Genomic DNA, 15,092 nt, shown 5'->3' with positions numbered 1-15,092 from the left:
GACGAATCTCGGTGCCCCCCACGCGGGCATCGACTGTGATAGTCATTGACCGGTCTGGATAAGCACACGGGGGCAACGTGCTGTCGCGACAGCGACGCCCGGCCGGTCGGCCGAGGCGGGCTGTCGCCTGGACGGCGCCCTCACGGCGACGATCTGATTCCTTGCTGCGGCCTCAGGACCCCGGGCCGTCGTGGTTCGGGTCGTCGACACTCCGAAAGGACGCACCTTGCAGATCAGAAGAGGTCCGACGCTGGCGCTGGCCGCCCTGACCGTCGGGCTGCTGACCGCCGCGATCTCGACCCCCGCCCAGGCGGCCCCCGCGCAGACGGCCACCCCGCTGTCGCTGCCGGGCGTGGCCGACGTGGTGTCGGCCGGCGACCGGGTCTTCGTCAGCGGTGGCTACTCCTCGACCGAGGTCGTGGTGACCAGCGCGACAGGCACGGTGGTCGGCACCCTGTCGGGGCTGCCCGGCCCCAGCGACCTGCTGCTCAGCGCCGACCGGCAGACGCTCTACGTGGCGCTGCCCAGCGCCAACGCCATCGCCGCCTTCAACACCGGGTCGCTGACCGAGTCGGCCCGCTACGACACCGGCGCGGGGGAGTGCCCGTCGTCGCTCGCGCTGACCGGGCGGTACCTGTGGTTCGGCTACGGCTGTGACCAGTGGGGCGGCAACATCGGCCGGATCGACCTGGGCCGGCAACCGGCAGTGGTGACCACCGGGGTGGCCACCGGTCAGGACTTCTACGACGCCCCGCTGCTGGCCGCCGCCAGCCAGAACCGTTCGGTGCTGCTGGCCGGGCAGCCCGGGCTGAGCCCCGCTTCGGTGTACGCGTACACGATCGGCACCGGGGGCGCACTGAGCGCGCCCAGGGAGAACGACTTCATGGCGGTCGGCAGCTACCTGCGAGACGTCGCGCTCGACCCCACCGGCACCACCGTTTTCACCGCCTCCGGTGCCCCGTACGTGGTGCAGGCGTTCCCGTTCGCCGACATCAGCACCCCGTCGGTGACCTACCCCACCGGTTCGTACCCGAACGCGGTCGAGGTGTCCCGCGACGGCACCAGGATCGCCGGCGGGGCGGACGCCGCCTATGACCCGGACGTGTTCGTCTTCCGGGCCGACGGCACCGAGCTGGCCCACTTCGAGCTGAACGACGACCTCAGCCCGGGCGCGCTGGCCTGGGCACCGAACGGCGCCCGGGTCTACGCGGTCTCCTACGACTGGACCGGGGAACACCCGGTCACCCTGCACGTCCTGCCCGTTCCGGCCGGCTGACCGGCCCGCCGACCCCTGGTCGGCCAGCGCGGGGCCGGGCCGGACGGTCCGGCCCCGCCGGGGAGCGCGGGTTCCGTTCCGGCCATCCCGGACGGGCACTAGCCTCACCAGCATGAACCACGGCTTCGAGACGCTCGCCATCCACGCCGGTCAGGACCCCGAGGCGCGGACCGGCGCGGTGATCCCACCGATCTACCAGACCAGCACGTACGCCCAGGACGCCGTCGGCGCGCCCCGGCTCGGCTACGAGTACAGCCGTTCCGGCAACCCGACCCGGGACGCCCTCCAGGAGTGCCTGGCGGCGCTGGAGGGCGGGTCGGTGGGGCTCGCCTTCGCCAGCGGCCTGGCGGCGGAGGACGCCCTGCTGCGGGCCGTGTGCCAACCGGGCGACCACGTGGTGATCCCGGACGACGCGTACGGCGGCACGTACCGGCTCTTCGCCCGTGTCGCCCAGCGCTGGGGCCTGGAGTTCACCCCGGCCAAGGTCTCCGACGCGGCCGCGATCCGGGCCGCCGTGCAGCCCGGCCGCACGAAGATCGTCTGGTTGGAGACGCCGACCAACCCGCTGCTCGGCATCGCCGACATCGCCGCCCTGGCCGCCGTGGCACACGACGCGGGCGCACTGCTGGTGGTGGACAACACCTTCGCCTCGCCGTACCTGCAACAGCCGATCGCCTTCGGCGCGGACGTGGTGGTGCACTCGACCACCAAGTACATCGGTGGGCACTCCGACGTGGTCGGGGGTGCGCTGGTCGTCGCGGACGCCGCGCTCGGCGAGGAGCTGCGTTACCACCAGAACGCGATGGGCGCGATCAACGGCCCCTTCGACGCCTGGCTCACCCTGCGGGGCATCAAGACCCTCGGCGTACGCATGGACCGGCACTGCGACAACGCCGAGCGGCTCGCCGCGTACCTCGACGGGCACGCCGAGGTGGCCCAGGTGCTCTACCCCGGGTTGCCGTCGCACCCCGGTCACGAGGTGGCCGCCAAGCAGATGCGCCGGTTCGGCGGCATGATCTCGTTCCGTGCCGCCGGTGGGGAGGAGCACGCGGTCGACATCTGCAACCGCACGAAGCTCTTCGTGCTCGCCGAGTCGCTGGGCGGCGTCGAATCGCTGATCGAGCACCCGGGTCGGATGACACACGCAAGTGCTGCCGGCTCGCCGCTTGAAGTTCCCGGCGATCTCGTGCGACTGTCTGTCGGCATCGAGACGGTCGACGACCTACTCGCCGATCTGGAGCAGGCGCTGGGCTGACCGCTGGGAAGGATGGCCGTGCAGGACATCATGGCGACCTGGGTCGGAGCGACCGCCAAGCAGATCGCCCGGGGCGTACGCCGAGGTGACGTGTCGGCCACGCAGGTCGTCGCCGACCACCTCGAATACATCTCCCGTGCCGACCATGAGCTGGCGGCGTTCCGCGCCGTTCGCGGCGGCGAGGCGATCACCGAGGCGGAGAAGGTCGACGAGCAGGAGGATCTGGCCAACCTGCCACTGGCCGGGGTGCCGGTGGCGGTCAAGGAGAACACTCCGGTCGCCGGTCTGCCCACCTGGAACGGGTCGGCGGCGGCACGCACCGACGTCGCGGAGGCCGACCACGAGGTGGTGCGCCGGCTCCGCGGCGCCGGCGCGGTGATCCTCGGTGTGACCCGGATGCCGGAGCTGGGGCTGTGGGCGGTCACCGACGACGACAACGCGGTGACCCGCAATCCGTGGGACAGCACGCGTACCCCCGGCGGTTCCTCCGGCGGCGCGGCCGCCGCGGTGGCCGCCGGGCTGGTGCCGATCGCGCACGCCAACGACGGTCTCGGCTCGATCCGGATCCCGGCGGCCTGTTGCGGCCTGGTCGGGCTCAAGCCCGGCCGGGGTGTGGTGCCCTGCCAGCTCGGCGCGGACGACTGGTTCGGCCTCACCGAGCACGGTGTGCTGACCAGCACGGTCGCCGACGCCGCGGTGGGCTTCTCGGTGCTCGCCGGTCGGCGGCCCGAGAAGCTGGTCCCGCCGCAGCGGCTGCGGGTGGGTGTCTCGCTGCGTTCGCCGGTGCGGGGCGTCGCACCGGACGCGCCCAACCGGGACGCGGTCGCCGCCGCCGGTCGGCTGCTCGCCGCCGCAGGGCACGACACGGTGCCGGCCGATCCGGTCTACCCCACCGCGCTGGGTCTACAGGGCATCGCCACCTGGCTCGCCGCCGCCGCCACCGACGTGCGGGCCGCCGGGTTGGACCGCCGTGGCCTGCAACGGCGTACCCGGCGGCACGTCGCGTTGGGTGAGTGGGCGCAGCGTCGCGGCTACGTGCGGGAGTCGGACCGGGCCGCGTGGCGGCAGCGGTCCGTCGACTTCTTCACCGACCACTCGGTCGACCTGCTGCTCACCCCGGCGTTGGCCACCGCGCCCCCGGAGGCGGCACGCTGGTCGGAGCGGTCCTGGCGGGCGAACATGACAACCAACATCCGGTACGCCCCGTACGCCGCACCGTGGAACATCGCCGGCCTGCCGGCGATCGTGGTGCCGGTCGGTCGCCGCCCGGACGGCCTGCCGGTCGCCGTGCAGATCGTCGGTCCGCCCGGCTCGGAGTTACTGCTGCTCGGTGTGGCCGGCCAGTTCGAGATGGCCGCCCCGTGGGCCCGCCACGCCCCTGGTTACCCCCGGGTCGGAACGGGGTCGCCGGCGGTCGCATGATCGTCTACGGTGTGCGCGCATCGTCGCGCTGACCGGGAGACACCCATGCGTTGCCAGACCTGCGGGGCCACCACGTCCTCCGCACACCACGAGTGTCAGCGTTGCCACACGCCGCTCGGCCAACCCGCCGTCACCCCGGGGCTGCCGACCTACTCCGTACGCGGCATCGGGCTTGCCGCCCGCATCGCGGTCGGCGCGACAGCCGTGCTGTACCTCCTGGTGGCACTCTCCCCGCTGCTCGGGATGGCGATCGCCCGGCGCGCACAGACCGACACCGATCCTGACCTGCTGCTCGGTGCGGTGGTCATCGAGCTGCTGGTGGCGCTGCCCATGGTGGTGGCGTACCTCACCGCAGCCGTGCTGGTGATCATCTGGACGTGGCGGGCGCGGAAGAACACCGACGCGTTCCCGGGTGCGCTGCCGACGCTCGGCGCCGGCTGGGCGATCGCCGGTTGGCTGGTGCCGTTCGCGAACTTCGTGGTGCCGGCCCGCGTGGTCGCCAACGTGGCGCGGGACAGCCTCTGGCGGCGGGTCACCCCGCCCCTGGTGGCCGTCTGGTGGAGTTCCTGGCTGGTGTTCAGCGTCGGCGAACGGTTGGCCAGTCGCCTCGACGGCCGAGCCGCCGACGCGCTGCCGGAGAACCCCGCCACCGCTGGCGACTACCAGGCGTACGCCGACTACTACCGGGACTCGCTCCTTCGCAACGCGGTGCCGGCGGTGGCCTGTGTGCTCGCCGCAGTGACGTTCTATCTGCTGATCCAGCGGATCTCCGCCGCACAGGAGGCCCGCATCGCCCACGCGCAGCCCGCGTGGCCGACCGCCTCCGGCTGGCCGGCTGCCCCGCCCGTGGGTCCGGAGGCCCTGCCCGTGGGTCCGGAGGCGCCGCCCGTGGGTCCGGAGGCGCCGCACCGGGCATGATCGACACGGGATTGCCGAAACCGCGCTGGCACACCCCGAGGTTGATACCGCGGTTTCGGTGAAGTCGAGTGGATCAAGCGCTGAACAGGGACGGGGTCTTCGTCGGAAGCGGTGTCGCCGCAGAGGGCCCCGGAGGCGGGTGGCACGATCGGGGCATGACGGAACTGGTCGGTCTCGACGACGTGCGGGCCGCACGGGAGTTGCTCGCCGGTGTCATCCGGACCACCCCGCTGGAGCCCTCCCGTCCGCTCAGCGCGGCACTGGGCGGGCCGACCTGGCTCAAGTGCGAGAACGTGCAGCGCGCCGGCTCGTACAAGGTGCGCGGCGCGTACGTGCGGATCTCCCGGTTGTCGGCGGCGGAGCGGGCGCGCGGCGTGGTCGCGGCGAGCGCGGGCAACCACGCGCAGGGTGTCGCCCTCGCCGCGGGCCTGGTCGGCACGCACGCCACAGTCTTCATGCCGGTCAACGCGCCGCTGCCGAAGGTGGCCGCCACGAAGGGGTACGGCGCGCAGGTGGAGTTGGCCGGCAACACCGTCGACGAGTCACTGGTCGCCGCGCACACGTACGCCGAGCGCACCGGCGCGGTGCTGATCCACCCGTTCGACCACCCGGACGTGATCGCCGGCCAGGGCACGGTGGCGCTGGAGATCCTCGAACAGTGTCCGGACGTCAAGACGATCATCACCGGGGTCGGTGGCGGCGGTCTCATCTCCGGCATGGCGGTCGCCGTGAAGGCGTTGCGGCCGGACGTCCGGATCATCGGCGTCCAGGCGGCCGGCGCGGCGGCGTTCCCTCCCTCGCTGGTGGCCGGCGAGCCGGTCCGACTGCCCGCCTTCTTCACCATCGCCGACGGCATCGCGGTCGGTCGGCCCGGCGAGATCACCTTCAACCACGTGCGCAAGCTCGTCGACGAGATCGTCACGGTCTCCGAGGAGGACATCTCCCGGGCTCTGCTGATGCTGTTGGAGCGGGGTAAGCAGGTGGTCGAGCCGGCCGGTTCGGTCGGCGTCGCCGCGCTGCTGGCCGGTGTGGTCGAGGTGCAGACGCCGGTCGTCGCGGTGCTCTCCGGCGGCAACATCGACCCGCTGCTGATGCTCCGGGTGATCGAGCACGGTCTGGCCGCCGCGGGTCGCTACCTGCGGGTGACCGTGCGCTGCTCGGACCGACCGGGACAGCTCGCGTCGCTGCTCAGTCAGATCGCCGAGCACCGGGCCAACGTGGTGGACGTGGAGCACCAGCGGGCCAACCCGCACCTCAGTCTCGGCGAGGTCGAGGTGGCGCTGTCGGTCGAGACCCGGGGCGTGGAGCACTCGGACACACTGATCAGTGCGTTACGGGCCAGCGGCTACCAGGTGGTCTTCGCCGCCGAGGCGTGACACCTGTGGGGTGCCACGCCTCGGAAGCGGTGCTTGGCGCGCGCCGCACGGGCGGCGCCGGGGTCCGCGCGTCGCGCGGCGGTGCTGGGATCAGTGCCTCGTGCGGGCGGTGCCGGGGTCGGCGCGTCGCGCGGCGGTGCTGGGATCAGTGCCTCGTGCGGGCGGTGACGGGGTCAGCGCGTCGCGCGGCGGTGACGGGGTCGGCGGCTCGCGCGGGCGGTGCCGGTCAGCCGGAGAACGGCTCGAAGCTGACCACTGTCACCTTGATGTCGGCACCGCTCGGGGCCGTGTAGGTGCAGGTCTGCCCCGGCCGGCCGCCCAGGATCGCCTTGCCGAGTGCGGACTCGGGGCTGTAGACGGTCAGGTCGGTGGTGGCCGCGATCTCCCGCGAGCCGAGCAGGAATGTCTCGGTGTCGTCGGCGTCGTCGTCGAAGTAGATCGTCACGACCATGCCGGGTGACACCGCGTCCGCCGCCGGCGCCTCGCCGACCTTCGCGGTGCGCAGCAGCTCCTGCAGGTAGCGGATGCGCCCCTCGGCCTTGCCCTGCTCCTCGCGGGCGGCGTGGTAGCCGCCGTTCTCCCGCAGGTCGCCCTCCTCACGCCGAGCGTTGATCTCGGCTGCGATCACCGGACGGTTGGCGATGTGCTCGTCGAGCTCGGCCTGGAGACGGTCGTGCGCGTCCTGGGACAGCCAGGTGGCGGGCGCCTCGTTGCCAGTGGACACAGGCGTTCTCCTCAGTTGTGCGTGGCTGGCTGACAGGTGAACTACCAAGTTACCAGTGCGGTACGACACAGCGTGTCGGCCATCACCACGGGTGTCCGGATCCGACACCCCGGGTAGGCGTCCTCCGGGCCGGCTGGCGAATGCTGTTTGGGCAGCTCAGGATGGGGGTCGACAGCGCAGAACCTCGCCGATGAACGGCCGCGCGGTGGTGGTGAGGCGGTGTCGGGTCGTCACGTGCCGGTTGCCGGGGCGCGCGGTCACGGTGATCTGGTCACGGGCCACCTCGGCACCCGCGCGGTCGCGGGCGCGCAGCACGCAGACCGCCGACCTGCCCGTCGGCACGGTGACCCGAAAGTCGACCACCACCTGCGTGTCCGTGATGTCGGTGTACGTGATCACCTGGGCGTCGTACACCGGATCGCCGTACTGGCGGTAGAGCCGCACCGAGATCACGGTCAGCGTTCCCACGAGCGCCAGCAGCACCAGCGCGGCCAGCAGGCTGCGGCGGCGTTCTCCGCCGGGTGCCCGGCGCCGGCCGTACCGTCCGGCCGGGAAAACCGGAGCGCCGGCTGAAATTGTGGCGTGCGTCTCGGTCACCGGCGGGTATCTCCTGGCGTTGTTGTCGGCGGCATCGGCAAGAATGGCAGAGTCCATCCTCCCACCCGGTCCAGAGGCAGGAATGGCAGGTCATGCCCTGCGGTGCTGGCCGGCGACAGGATGCGGTGAGCAATGATCCCGGCAGGTCAGCCGGTCGAGCCCGGTCGGGTCCACCGGCCGGCACAGACGAGGAGTGCCAAAGTTGGCAGAGCAGCTGCGACTCATGGCCGTGCACGCGCACCCGGACGACGAGTCGAGCAAGGGCGCGGCGACCATGGCCAAATATGTCGCCGAGGGCGTGGATGTCCTGGTCGTGACGTGCACCGGCGGGGAGCGCGGCAGCGTGCTCAACCCCAAGCTCGACCGCCCCGACGTCTGGGCCAACATCGCCGAGATCCGCCGCGCCGAGATGGACGCCGCCCGGGCGATCCTCGGTGTGGAGCAGGCCTGGCTCGGCTTCGTCGACTCCGGGCTGCCCGAGGGTGACCCGCTGCCGCCGCTGCCGGAGGGCTGTTTCGCCCTACAGGATGTCGAGGTGGCCGCCGGCCCACTGGTGCGGCTGATGCGCGAGTTCCGTCCGCACGTGGTGACCACGTACGACGAGGAGGGCGGCTACCCGCACCCGGACCACATCATGTGTCACAAGGTGAGCGTGGCCGCGTTCGAGGCCGCCGGTGACCCGGAGCGTTACCCGGAGCTGGGCGCGCCCTGGCAGCCGCTGAAGCTCTACTACGACATCGGCTTCTCCAAGGCCAAGATCATGGCGCTGCACGAGGGCATGCTGGCCGCGGGCAAGGAGTCGCCCTACGAGGAGTGGCTCCAGCGCTGGGAGGACCGACCGGACAAGGGCCCGCGGATCACCACCCGCGTGGAGTGCTCCGAGTACTTCCCGGTCCGCGACGACGCGCTGCGCGCCCACGCCACCCAGGTCGACCCGGACGGCTTCTGGTTCCACGTTCCGATGGAGTTGCAGCGCCGCGCCTGGTCAACCGAGGACTTCCAGCTCGCCCGGTCAGTGGTCGACAGTCCGCTGCCCGAGTCTGATCTCTTCGCGGGGGTGCGGGAGACGGCGCACGCACGCTGATTCCGGGCGGAGCTACCCTGGTAACCAACCGCACATCGGAGGAACGCCATGCTGACCGCTGCCCAGGTGCTCGCGGAGAACAACTTCGGAGACACCCGCACGGGTGGTCTGGCCGGGCCGATGGGCCTCTTCCTCATCCTGCTGCTGGCCGCCGCGACCATCCTGCTGATCCGCAACATGAATTCTCGGCTGCGCCGCCTGCCGGACCGGTTTCCGCAGCAGACGGGGCCGGCCGACCCGGCCAGGGTCGAGGCGGCAGTCGTCGATCCGACAGACGGGACCGGAGGGCGTGATTCATCCGCCCCTGGTCCCAACGGGCACCAGCAGCACCGGAACGGGTAGCCCGCACGTGAATCATGCCGAACCGGGTGGTCGCCCCCTGTTGCGACCACCCGGTTTGGCTTAGCCTTCCGCCGGGGGACCAAAAGTCTCCGAGCCGTGTGCGGAAGGGGGCGCCGATGACCAGCACAGCACCGGTCGCCCACCGTATCGTCGGTCGGTCGGCTGACGGGGGAGGTCGATGACCTCCGGTCCGGCCGGCGCTCCGTACGACCGGCTCGGTGTGCGGGGCACGCCAGGCTGTCTGCTCGTGCTCACCGCCGCCGTCACCGTGACCGCGCTGGTCGCCTCCGCGGTCGGGTTGACGCTTCCCGCCCGGCTGCCGGCCGACGACTCCCTCGGTGGGCCGGCCCGGTTCGGCATCGCGGTCGCCGTCCTCGCTCTCGCCCAGCTCGCCCGGCTGCGGTTCCGATCGGCCGCGGGCATGGTCAGCATCACCTGGGGCGAGGCGGCGTTGATCGTCTGCCTCTATCTGACACCGGCCGGCTGGCTGCCGTCCGCCACGCTGCTCGGCACCGGCCTGGCCTGGACGATGCTCTCCCTGCACACCGACCGCCGTCCGGTCCTGGAGATCGTCCGGATCGCCGCGTCGCTGGCCGCCGCGTCCGCACTCGCCGTCTCCGTGGCCACCGCGCTGGGGCAGCCGTTGCTCGCCCCGCCCACCCCGATGCTGGCGGTGGCCGTGATCGCCGGCTCGGTGACCTACCTCCTGGTGACCGCCTGGCTGGGTGGGGTGACGCTGGGCCTGCGGCACGGGCTGCCGATCGGGCCGCCGCTGCTCGCCGCGCTGCGCGGCAAGCTGCTGATGTTCGTCGGCAACGTCGCGGTCGGTCTGGTGGTCGTTGCCCTGCTGGAGCTCGACGCGCGCTGGTTGCTGTTGCTCCCGCCGCTGCTGTGGTTGCTACAACAGACCTACCGCTACCGGCTGCGCTCCGATCAGGAGCGTCGCACCTGGCGAGCCTTCGCCGAGGCCACGGCGGCCCTCAACCAACTCGACGAGCGGGGCGTGGCCAGTGCGGCGGTCACCGGGGCGTTGACGCTGTTCAACGCCGAGCTTGTGGACGTCGAGGTGGCTCGCACCGAAGGTCGGTGGCACCGGTACCGGGGAGACGCCACCGGCCAGTTCGTGGACCGGGAGACGGGCCCACCGGACCGGCCCGAGCCGGACGAGCACGAGCTGAGCCGTGCGCTGTCCGTCGGCGCCGCGCCGGTCGGTCGGCTGCGGGTCCGGTTCCCCCGCTCTGCCCCACCCAACGCCCGGGAACGCGACGCGGTGGCAGCGTTCGGCGACGCACTCGCCGCCGCGCTGCACGACGCCGCGACTCACCGAGAGCTGCGGCTGGTCACCGCCCGCTCGTCGTACGAGGCGGTGCACGACCCGCTCACCGGGTTGGTGAACCGGGCGGCGATGCTCGGTAAGGGCGATCAGTCGCTGCGGCAGCTCGCGCACGACCATCCGGTGGCGCTGCTGCTGTTGGACATCAACCAGTTCAAAGAGGTCAACGACACGCTCGGTCATGCCGCGGGTGACCAACTGCTGCGGCTGACCGCGAACCGGCTCAATGTGCTGGCCCGCCCCGGTGACCTGCTCGGCCGCCTCGGCGGTGACGAGTTCGCGCTGCTGCTCACCGCGGTGCCGGTGCTCGGCGACCGGGCCGCCCCGATGGCGTACGCACTGCGCCAGGCCCGCGAGATCGCCGAGCGACTGGCCGCGCCGACCGAGGTGGCCGGCGTCCGGATGTCGATCGAGGTCTCCGTCGGGGTGGTGGTGGCCGACGCAGGCACCGCCGACCTGACCGAGCTGCTGCGCCGGGCCGACATCGCGATGTACCAGGCCAAGGAGGGCGGCGGCAACGTCGCCGCGTACGACGGCACCCGCGACGCGGCCAGCACCGATCAGCTTGCCCTGCTGGCGGAGCTGCGCGAGGCGCTGAAGGTCGACGACCAGTTGGTGTTGGCGTTGCAGCCTGCTGTCGACCTGGCCACCGGCGCGCCCACCGGGGTGGAGGCGCTGATCCGCTGGCAGCATCCCCGGCGTGGGTGGCTGAACCCGGCCGACTTCATCCGGCCGGTGGAAAACAGCGAGCAACTCGGCACCTTCACCCGGTACGTGCTGGACAAGGCCCTCGGCGTGGCCGCCGGCTGGGCCCGAGAGGGCCTCGACGTCCCGATCTCGGTAAACCTGTCGGCGCGCAGTCTGCTCGACCCCCGGTTGCCGGCGGAGATCGCCGAGGCGCTGCGCCGCCACCAGGTGCCGCCGCACCGGCTCGTCCTGGAGATCACCGAGACGGTGGTGATGAGTGAGCTGGAGATCATCGACGAGGTGCTGGCCACGCTCCGGTCGATGGGCGTGCAGCTCGCGGTCGACGACTTCGGCACCGGCTTCTCGTCGCTGACGTTCCTCACCCGGATCGCGGTGGACGAGCTGAAGGTGGACCGCTCGTTCGTGATCCGGATGGCCGACTCGCCGGAGGCCGCCGCGATCGTCCGGACGACAGTGGGCCTCGCCCACGAGCTGGGGTTGCGGGTGGTCGCCGAAGGGGTGGAGACCGCCGAGCAGCGGATGGCCCTGGCCGAGCTGGGTTGTACCTCCGCGCAGGGATACCACTTCTTCAAGCCGATGCCGGCGGACAAGATCGGTGCCGTCCTGGGGTCACTACGGGACTCGGCGGAGTCGAACGTGTTCCGGCTGCGCGCCGACGGCGCCTCCTGACGGGCCCGGCCGGACCGGGCGACCGCCCGGCGCGGTTCGGCGGGGGTGGTTATGGTCGTCGGGTGAACCGACTCGTCGACGCCACCAGCCCGTACCTGCTCCAGCACGCCGACAACCCGGTCGACTGGTGGCCCTGGTCGGACGAGGCGTTCGCCGAGGCGAAACGGCGGGACGTGCCGGTGCTCATCTCGGTGGGCTATGCCGCCTGCCACTGGTGTCACGTCATGGCGCACGAGTCGTTCGAGAACGAGCAGGTCGGCGCCCTGATGAACGACAACTTCGTATCGATCAAGGTGGACCGTGAGGAACGCCCGGACGTGGACGCCGTCTACATGACCGCGACCCAGGCGATGACCGGCCAGGGCGGCTGGCCGATGACCGTCTTCGCCACCCCGGACGGCACGCCGTTCTTCTGCGGCACCTACTTCCCGCGGCCCAACTTCGTCCAGTTGCTCCAGTCGGTCACCACCGCCTGGCGTGAGCAGCGCGAGGCGGTGCTGGGCCAGGGCGCCGCGGTGGTCGAGGCGATCGGTGGCGCGCAGGCCGTGGGTGGCCCCACCGCCCCGCTGGACGCGCCGCTGCTCGACGCCGCGGCGGGCAGGCTGGCCGGTGAGTACGACGCGACGAACGGCGGCTTCGGTGGCGCCCCGAAGTTTCCACCGCACATGAACATGCTCTTCCTGCTGCGTCACCACCAGCGCACAGGCGACCCGCGCAGCCTGGAGATCACCCGACACACCGCTGAGGCGATGGCCCGTGGCGGCATCTACGACCAGCTCGCCGGTGGTTTCGCCCGATACTCGGTGGACGCGCACTGGACGGTGCCGCACTTCGAGAAGATGCTCTACGACAACGCGCTGCTGCTGCGGGTCTACACCCAGCTGTGGCGGCTCACCGGTGACCCGTTGGCCCGCCGGGTGGCCCGGGACACCGCCCGGTTCCTCGCCGACGAGCTGCACCGGCCGGGGGAGGGTTTCGCCTCCGCGCTGGACGCCGACACCGAGGGCGTCGAGGGGCTCACCTACGCGTGGACGCCCACCCAACTCGTCGAGGCGTTGGGCGACGACGACGGCCGCTTCGCCGCCGACCTGTTCACGGTGACCGACGAGGGCACCTTTGAGCACGGCATGAGCGTGCTCAGGCTGGCCCGGGACGTCGACGACGCGGCCCCCGAGGTCCGCGCCCGCTGGCAGCAGGTGGTGGGTCAACTGCTCGCGGCCCGGGACACCCGCCCGCAGCCGGCGCGCGACGACAAGGTGGTGGCCGCCTGGAACGGGTTGGCGATCACCGCGATCGTCGAGTTTCTCCAGGTCGCCGCATTGTCCGCGTCCCCGCAGGACGAGGACGCCAACCTGCTGGAGGGCGTCACCATCGTCGCCGACGGCGCGATGCGCGACGCCGCCGAGCACCTGGCCGCCGTGCACCTGGTGGACGGCCGGCTGCGTCGGGTCTCCCGCAACGGCAAGGTCGGCGATCCGGCAGGCGTCCTGGAGGACTACGGCTGTGTGGCCGAGGCATTCTGCGCGCTGCACCAGCTCACCGGCGAGGGCCGTTGGCTCACGATGGCCGGTGAGCTGCTGGACACCGCCCTGGCGCACTTCGCCGCGCCCGGTGGTGCCTTCTACGACACCGCCGACGACGCGGAGCGGCTGGTCGCCCGCCCGGCCGACCCGACCGACAACGCCACCCCGTCCGGCCGGTCGGCCCTGATCGCCGGGCTGGTGGCGTACGCGGCGCTGACCGGGGAGACGCGCTACCGGGAGGCCGCCGAGGCGGCGCTCGCCACTGTCGCGCCGATCGTCGGGCAGCACCCCCGGTTCGCCGGGTACGCGGCCATGGTCGGCGAGGCGCTGCTCTCCGGGCCGTACGAGATCGCCGTGGCGACCGACGACCCGACCGGGGATCCGCTGGTGGCCGCCGCCCACCGGCACGCCCCGCCCGGGGCGGTGGTCGTCGCCGGCCGTCCGGACCAGCCCGGTGTGCCGCTGCTCGCCGACCGGCCGCTTGTCGACGGGCGGTCCGCCGCGTACGTCTGCCGGGGTTTCGTCTGCCAGCGGCCGGTCACCTCGGTCGAGGAGCTGGTCGCCGAGCTGGGTTGAGCGCACAGTAGTCGCCCACCGCCGCATGCCGAGTGGCCCCGCGGCAGTTCCGAGGCGGGTTGCCGGCCCACCGGGTGGGCGTGCCGAGGGCCCGGATAGGCTGGCCGCGCTATGGATTCCCGTACCGGTCTGCCTGTTGTCGGCATGGTGGGTGGCGGCCAGTTGGCCCGGATGACCCACCAGGCCGCGATTGCCCTCGGCCAGTCACTGCGTGTGCTCGCGACCGCCCCTGACGACGGTGCGGCGCTCGTCGCCGCCGACGTCCAGTACGGCGACCACACCGACCTGGCCGCCCTGCGCACCTTCGCCAAGGGCTGCGATGTGGTCACCTTCGACCACGAGCACGTACCCTCCGAGCACATCCGCACGCTGGCGGCGGAAGGGGTGACCCTCTATCCGCCGGCCGACGCGCTCCTGCACGCCCAGGACAAGCAGGTCATGCGGGAACGCCTGACCGAGCTGGGTGCGCCCAACCCGGCGTGGCGCCCGGTCGGCGAGCCCGCCGACCTGGTCGGCTTCGGCGAGCGGGTCGGCTGGCCGGTGGTGCTCAAGGCCGCTCGGGGTGGCTATGACGGTCGAGGCGTCTGGATGGTTGACGACGCCGACCAGGCCGCCGAGCTGGCAGCCACGCTGCTCGCCGGCGGCACCCGGCTGATCGTCGAGGAGCGGGTGCCGCTGCGGCGGGAGTTGGCCGTGCAGGTGGCCCGCTCGCCGTTCGGTCAGGTGGCCGCGTACCCGGTGGTCGAGACGGTGCAGCGCGACGGCATCAACGTGGAGGTGCTGGCCCCGGCGCCCGACCTGGACGAGGAGTTGGCGGTCGCCGCCCAGCAACTCGCCATCGACCTGGCCACCGCGCTCGGTGTGATCGGCCTGCTGGCCGTGGAGCTGTTCGAGGTGCGCGACCAGGCCGGCCGGCCCGCGATCGTGGTCAACGAGCTGGCGATGCGCCCGCACAACTCCGGGCACTGGACCATCGAGGGTGCCCGGACCTCGCAGTTCGAGCAGCATCTGCGGGCGGTGCTGGACTACCCGATGGGCGACACCGCGTTGACCGCGCCGGTGGTGGTGATGGCGAACGTGCTGGGCGGCGAGCCGGGCGGAATGTCGATCGACGAGCGGTTGCACCACCTCTTCGCCGCCGAGCCGGGCGCCAAGGTGCACCTCTACGGCAAGCAGGTGCGACCAGGCCGCAAGATCGGGCACGTCACGGTGCTCGGCGACGACCTTGACGACGTACGGGCACGGGCCGCACGGGCCGCCCGCTGGCTGCGCGAGGGGAACGAGTGACA

The 15,092-nt window shown here is 72.2% G+C and carries 12 protein-coding genes; 10 read left to right on the top strand and 2 right to left on the bottom strand.

The window, feature by feature from the left end:
• The first annotated feature begins 226 nt into the window (after positions 1–226).
• The 5 genes from ACGFIW_RS06545 to ilvA all read left to right on the top strand — a co-directional run bounded on the left by ACGFIW_RS06545 (position 227) and on the right by ilvA (position 6,247).
• The gene (locus ACGFIW_RS06545; protein ID WP_393311380.1) at positions 227–1,276 is read left to right on the top strand and encodes a hypothetical protein; all 1,050 of its coding nucleotides are present in this window, start codon (positions 227–229) and stop codon (positions 1,274–1,276) included.
• A 112-nt stretch (positions 1,277–1,388) separates the two neighbouring features.
• Positions 1,389–2,531: a cystathionine gamma-synthase gene (locus tag ACGFIW_RS06540; protein ID WP_357078985.1), complete on the top strand. Its 1,143-nt coding sequence runs from the start codon at positions 1,389–1,391 to the stop codon at positions 2,529–2,531.
• Between the two features lie 12 nt (positions 2,532–2,543).
• A complete protein-coding gene (locus tag ACGFIW_RS06535) occupies positions 2,544–3,953 on the top strand; it encodes an amidase (protein ID WP_393311378.1) in 1,410 nt (469 codons plus the stop codon).
• A gap of 45 nt (positions 3,954–3,998) precedes the next feature.
• A complete protein-coding gene (locus tag ACGFIW_RS06530) occupies positions 3,999–4,871 on the top strand; it encodes a DUF4328 domain-containing protein (protein ID WP_393311376.1) in 873 nt (290 codons plus the stop codon).
• A gap of 155 nt (positions 4,872–5,026) precedes the next feature.
• Complete coding sequence (ilvA, locus tag ACGFIW_RS06525; protein WP_393311374.1) at positions 5,027–6,247, top strand: threonine ammonia-lyase; 1,221 nt, start codon at positions 5,027–5,029, stop codon at positions 6,245–6,247.
• A gap of 226 nt (positions 6,248–6,473) precedes the next feature.
• Here ilvA and greA read toward each other — a convergent pair whose 3' ends face one another.
• Both greA and ACGFIW_RS06515 read right to left on the bottom strand, forming a co-directional pair.
• Positions 6,474–6,971 carry a transcription elongation factor GreA gene (gene greA / locus ACGFIW_RS06520; protein WP_357555726.1) on the bottom strand — a complete coding sequence of 166 codons (498 nt, stop codon included), beginning with the start codon at positions 6,969–6,971 and terminating at the stop codon, positions 6,474–6,476.
• A gap of 156 nt (positions 6,972–7,127) precedes the next feature.
• Positions 7,128–7,568, bottom strand: a complete 441-nt coding sequence (locus tag ACGFIW_RS06515; RefSeq protein ID WP_393312722.1) for a DUF4307 domain-containing protein — start codon at positions 7,566–7,568, stop codon at positions 7,128–7,130.
• A gap of 202 nt (positions 7,569–7,770) precedes the next feature.
• Here ACGFIW_RS06515 and mca point away from each other — a divergent pair, with 202 nt between their 5' ends.
• The 5 genes from mca (at position 7,771) to ACGFIW_RS06490 (ending at position 15,090) form a co-directional block, all read left to right on the top strand.
• Positions 7,771–8,652: a mycothiol conjugate amidase Mca gene (gene mca / locus ACGFIW_RS06510; protein ID WP_393311372.1), complete on the top strand. Its 882-nt coding sequence runs from the start codon at positions 7,771–7,773 to the stop codon at positions 8,650–8,652.
• Between the two features lie 48 nt (positions 8,653–8,700).
• Positions 8,701–8,994 (top strand): hypothetical protein, encoded by a 294-nt coding sequence (locus ACGFIW_RS06505; RefSeq protein ID WP_393311370.1) that lies wholly within the window; start codon positions 8,701–8,703, stop codon positions 8,992–8,994.
• Positions 8,995–9,172: 178 nt separating this feature from the next.
• Positions 9,173–11,704: a putative bifunctional diguanylate cyclase/phosphodiesterase gene (locus ACGFIW_RS06500; protein WP_393311368.1), complete on the top strand. Its 2,532-nt coding sequence runs from the start codon at positions 9,173–9,175 to the stop codon at positions 11,702–11,704.
• 62 nt (positions 11,705–11,766) lie between these two features.
• Positions 11,767–13,803, top strand: a complete 2,037-nt coding sequence (locus ACGFIW_RS06495; RefSeq protein ID WP_393311366.1) for a thioredoxin domain-containing protein — start codon at positions 11,767–11,769, stop codon at positions 13,801–13,803.
• Positions 13,804–13,914: 111 nt separating this feature from the next.
• The gene (locus ACGFIW_RS06490; RefSeq protein ID WP_393311364.1) at positions 13,915–15,090 is read left to right on the top strand and encodes a 5-(carboxyamino)imidazole ribonucleotide synthase; all 1,176 of its coding nucleotides are present in this window, start codon (positions 13,915–13,917) and stop codon (positions 15,088–15,090) included.
• The last annotated feature ends 2 nt before the right edge of the window (positions 15,091–15,092 follow it).

This window comes from Micromonospora sp. NPDC048935, from assembly GCF_043197875.1.
GTDB lineage: Bacteria > Actinomycetota > Actinomycetes > Mycobacteriales > Micromonosporaceae > Micromonospora.
The sequence above is the reverse complement of the archived record's forward strand: the minus strand, read 5'-3'. Positions and strand labels throughout refer to the sequence as shown.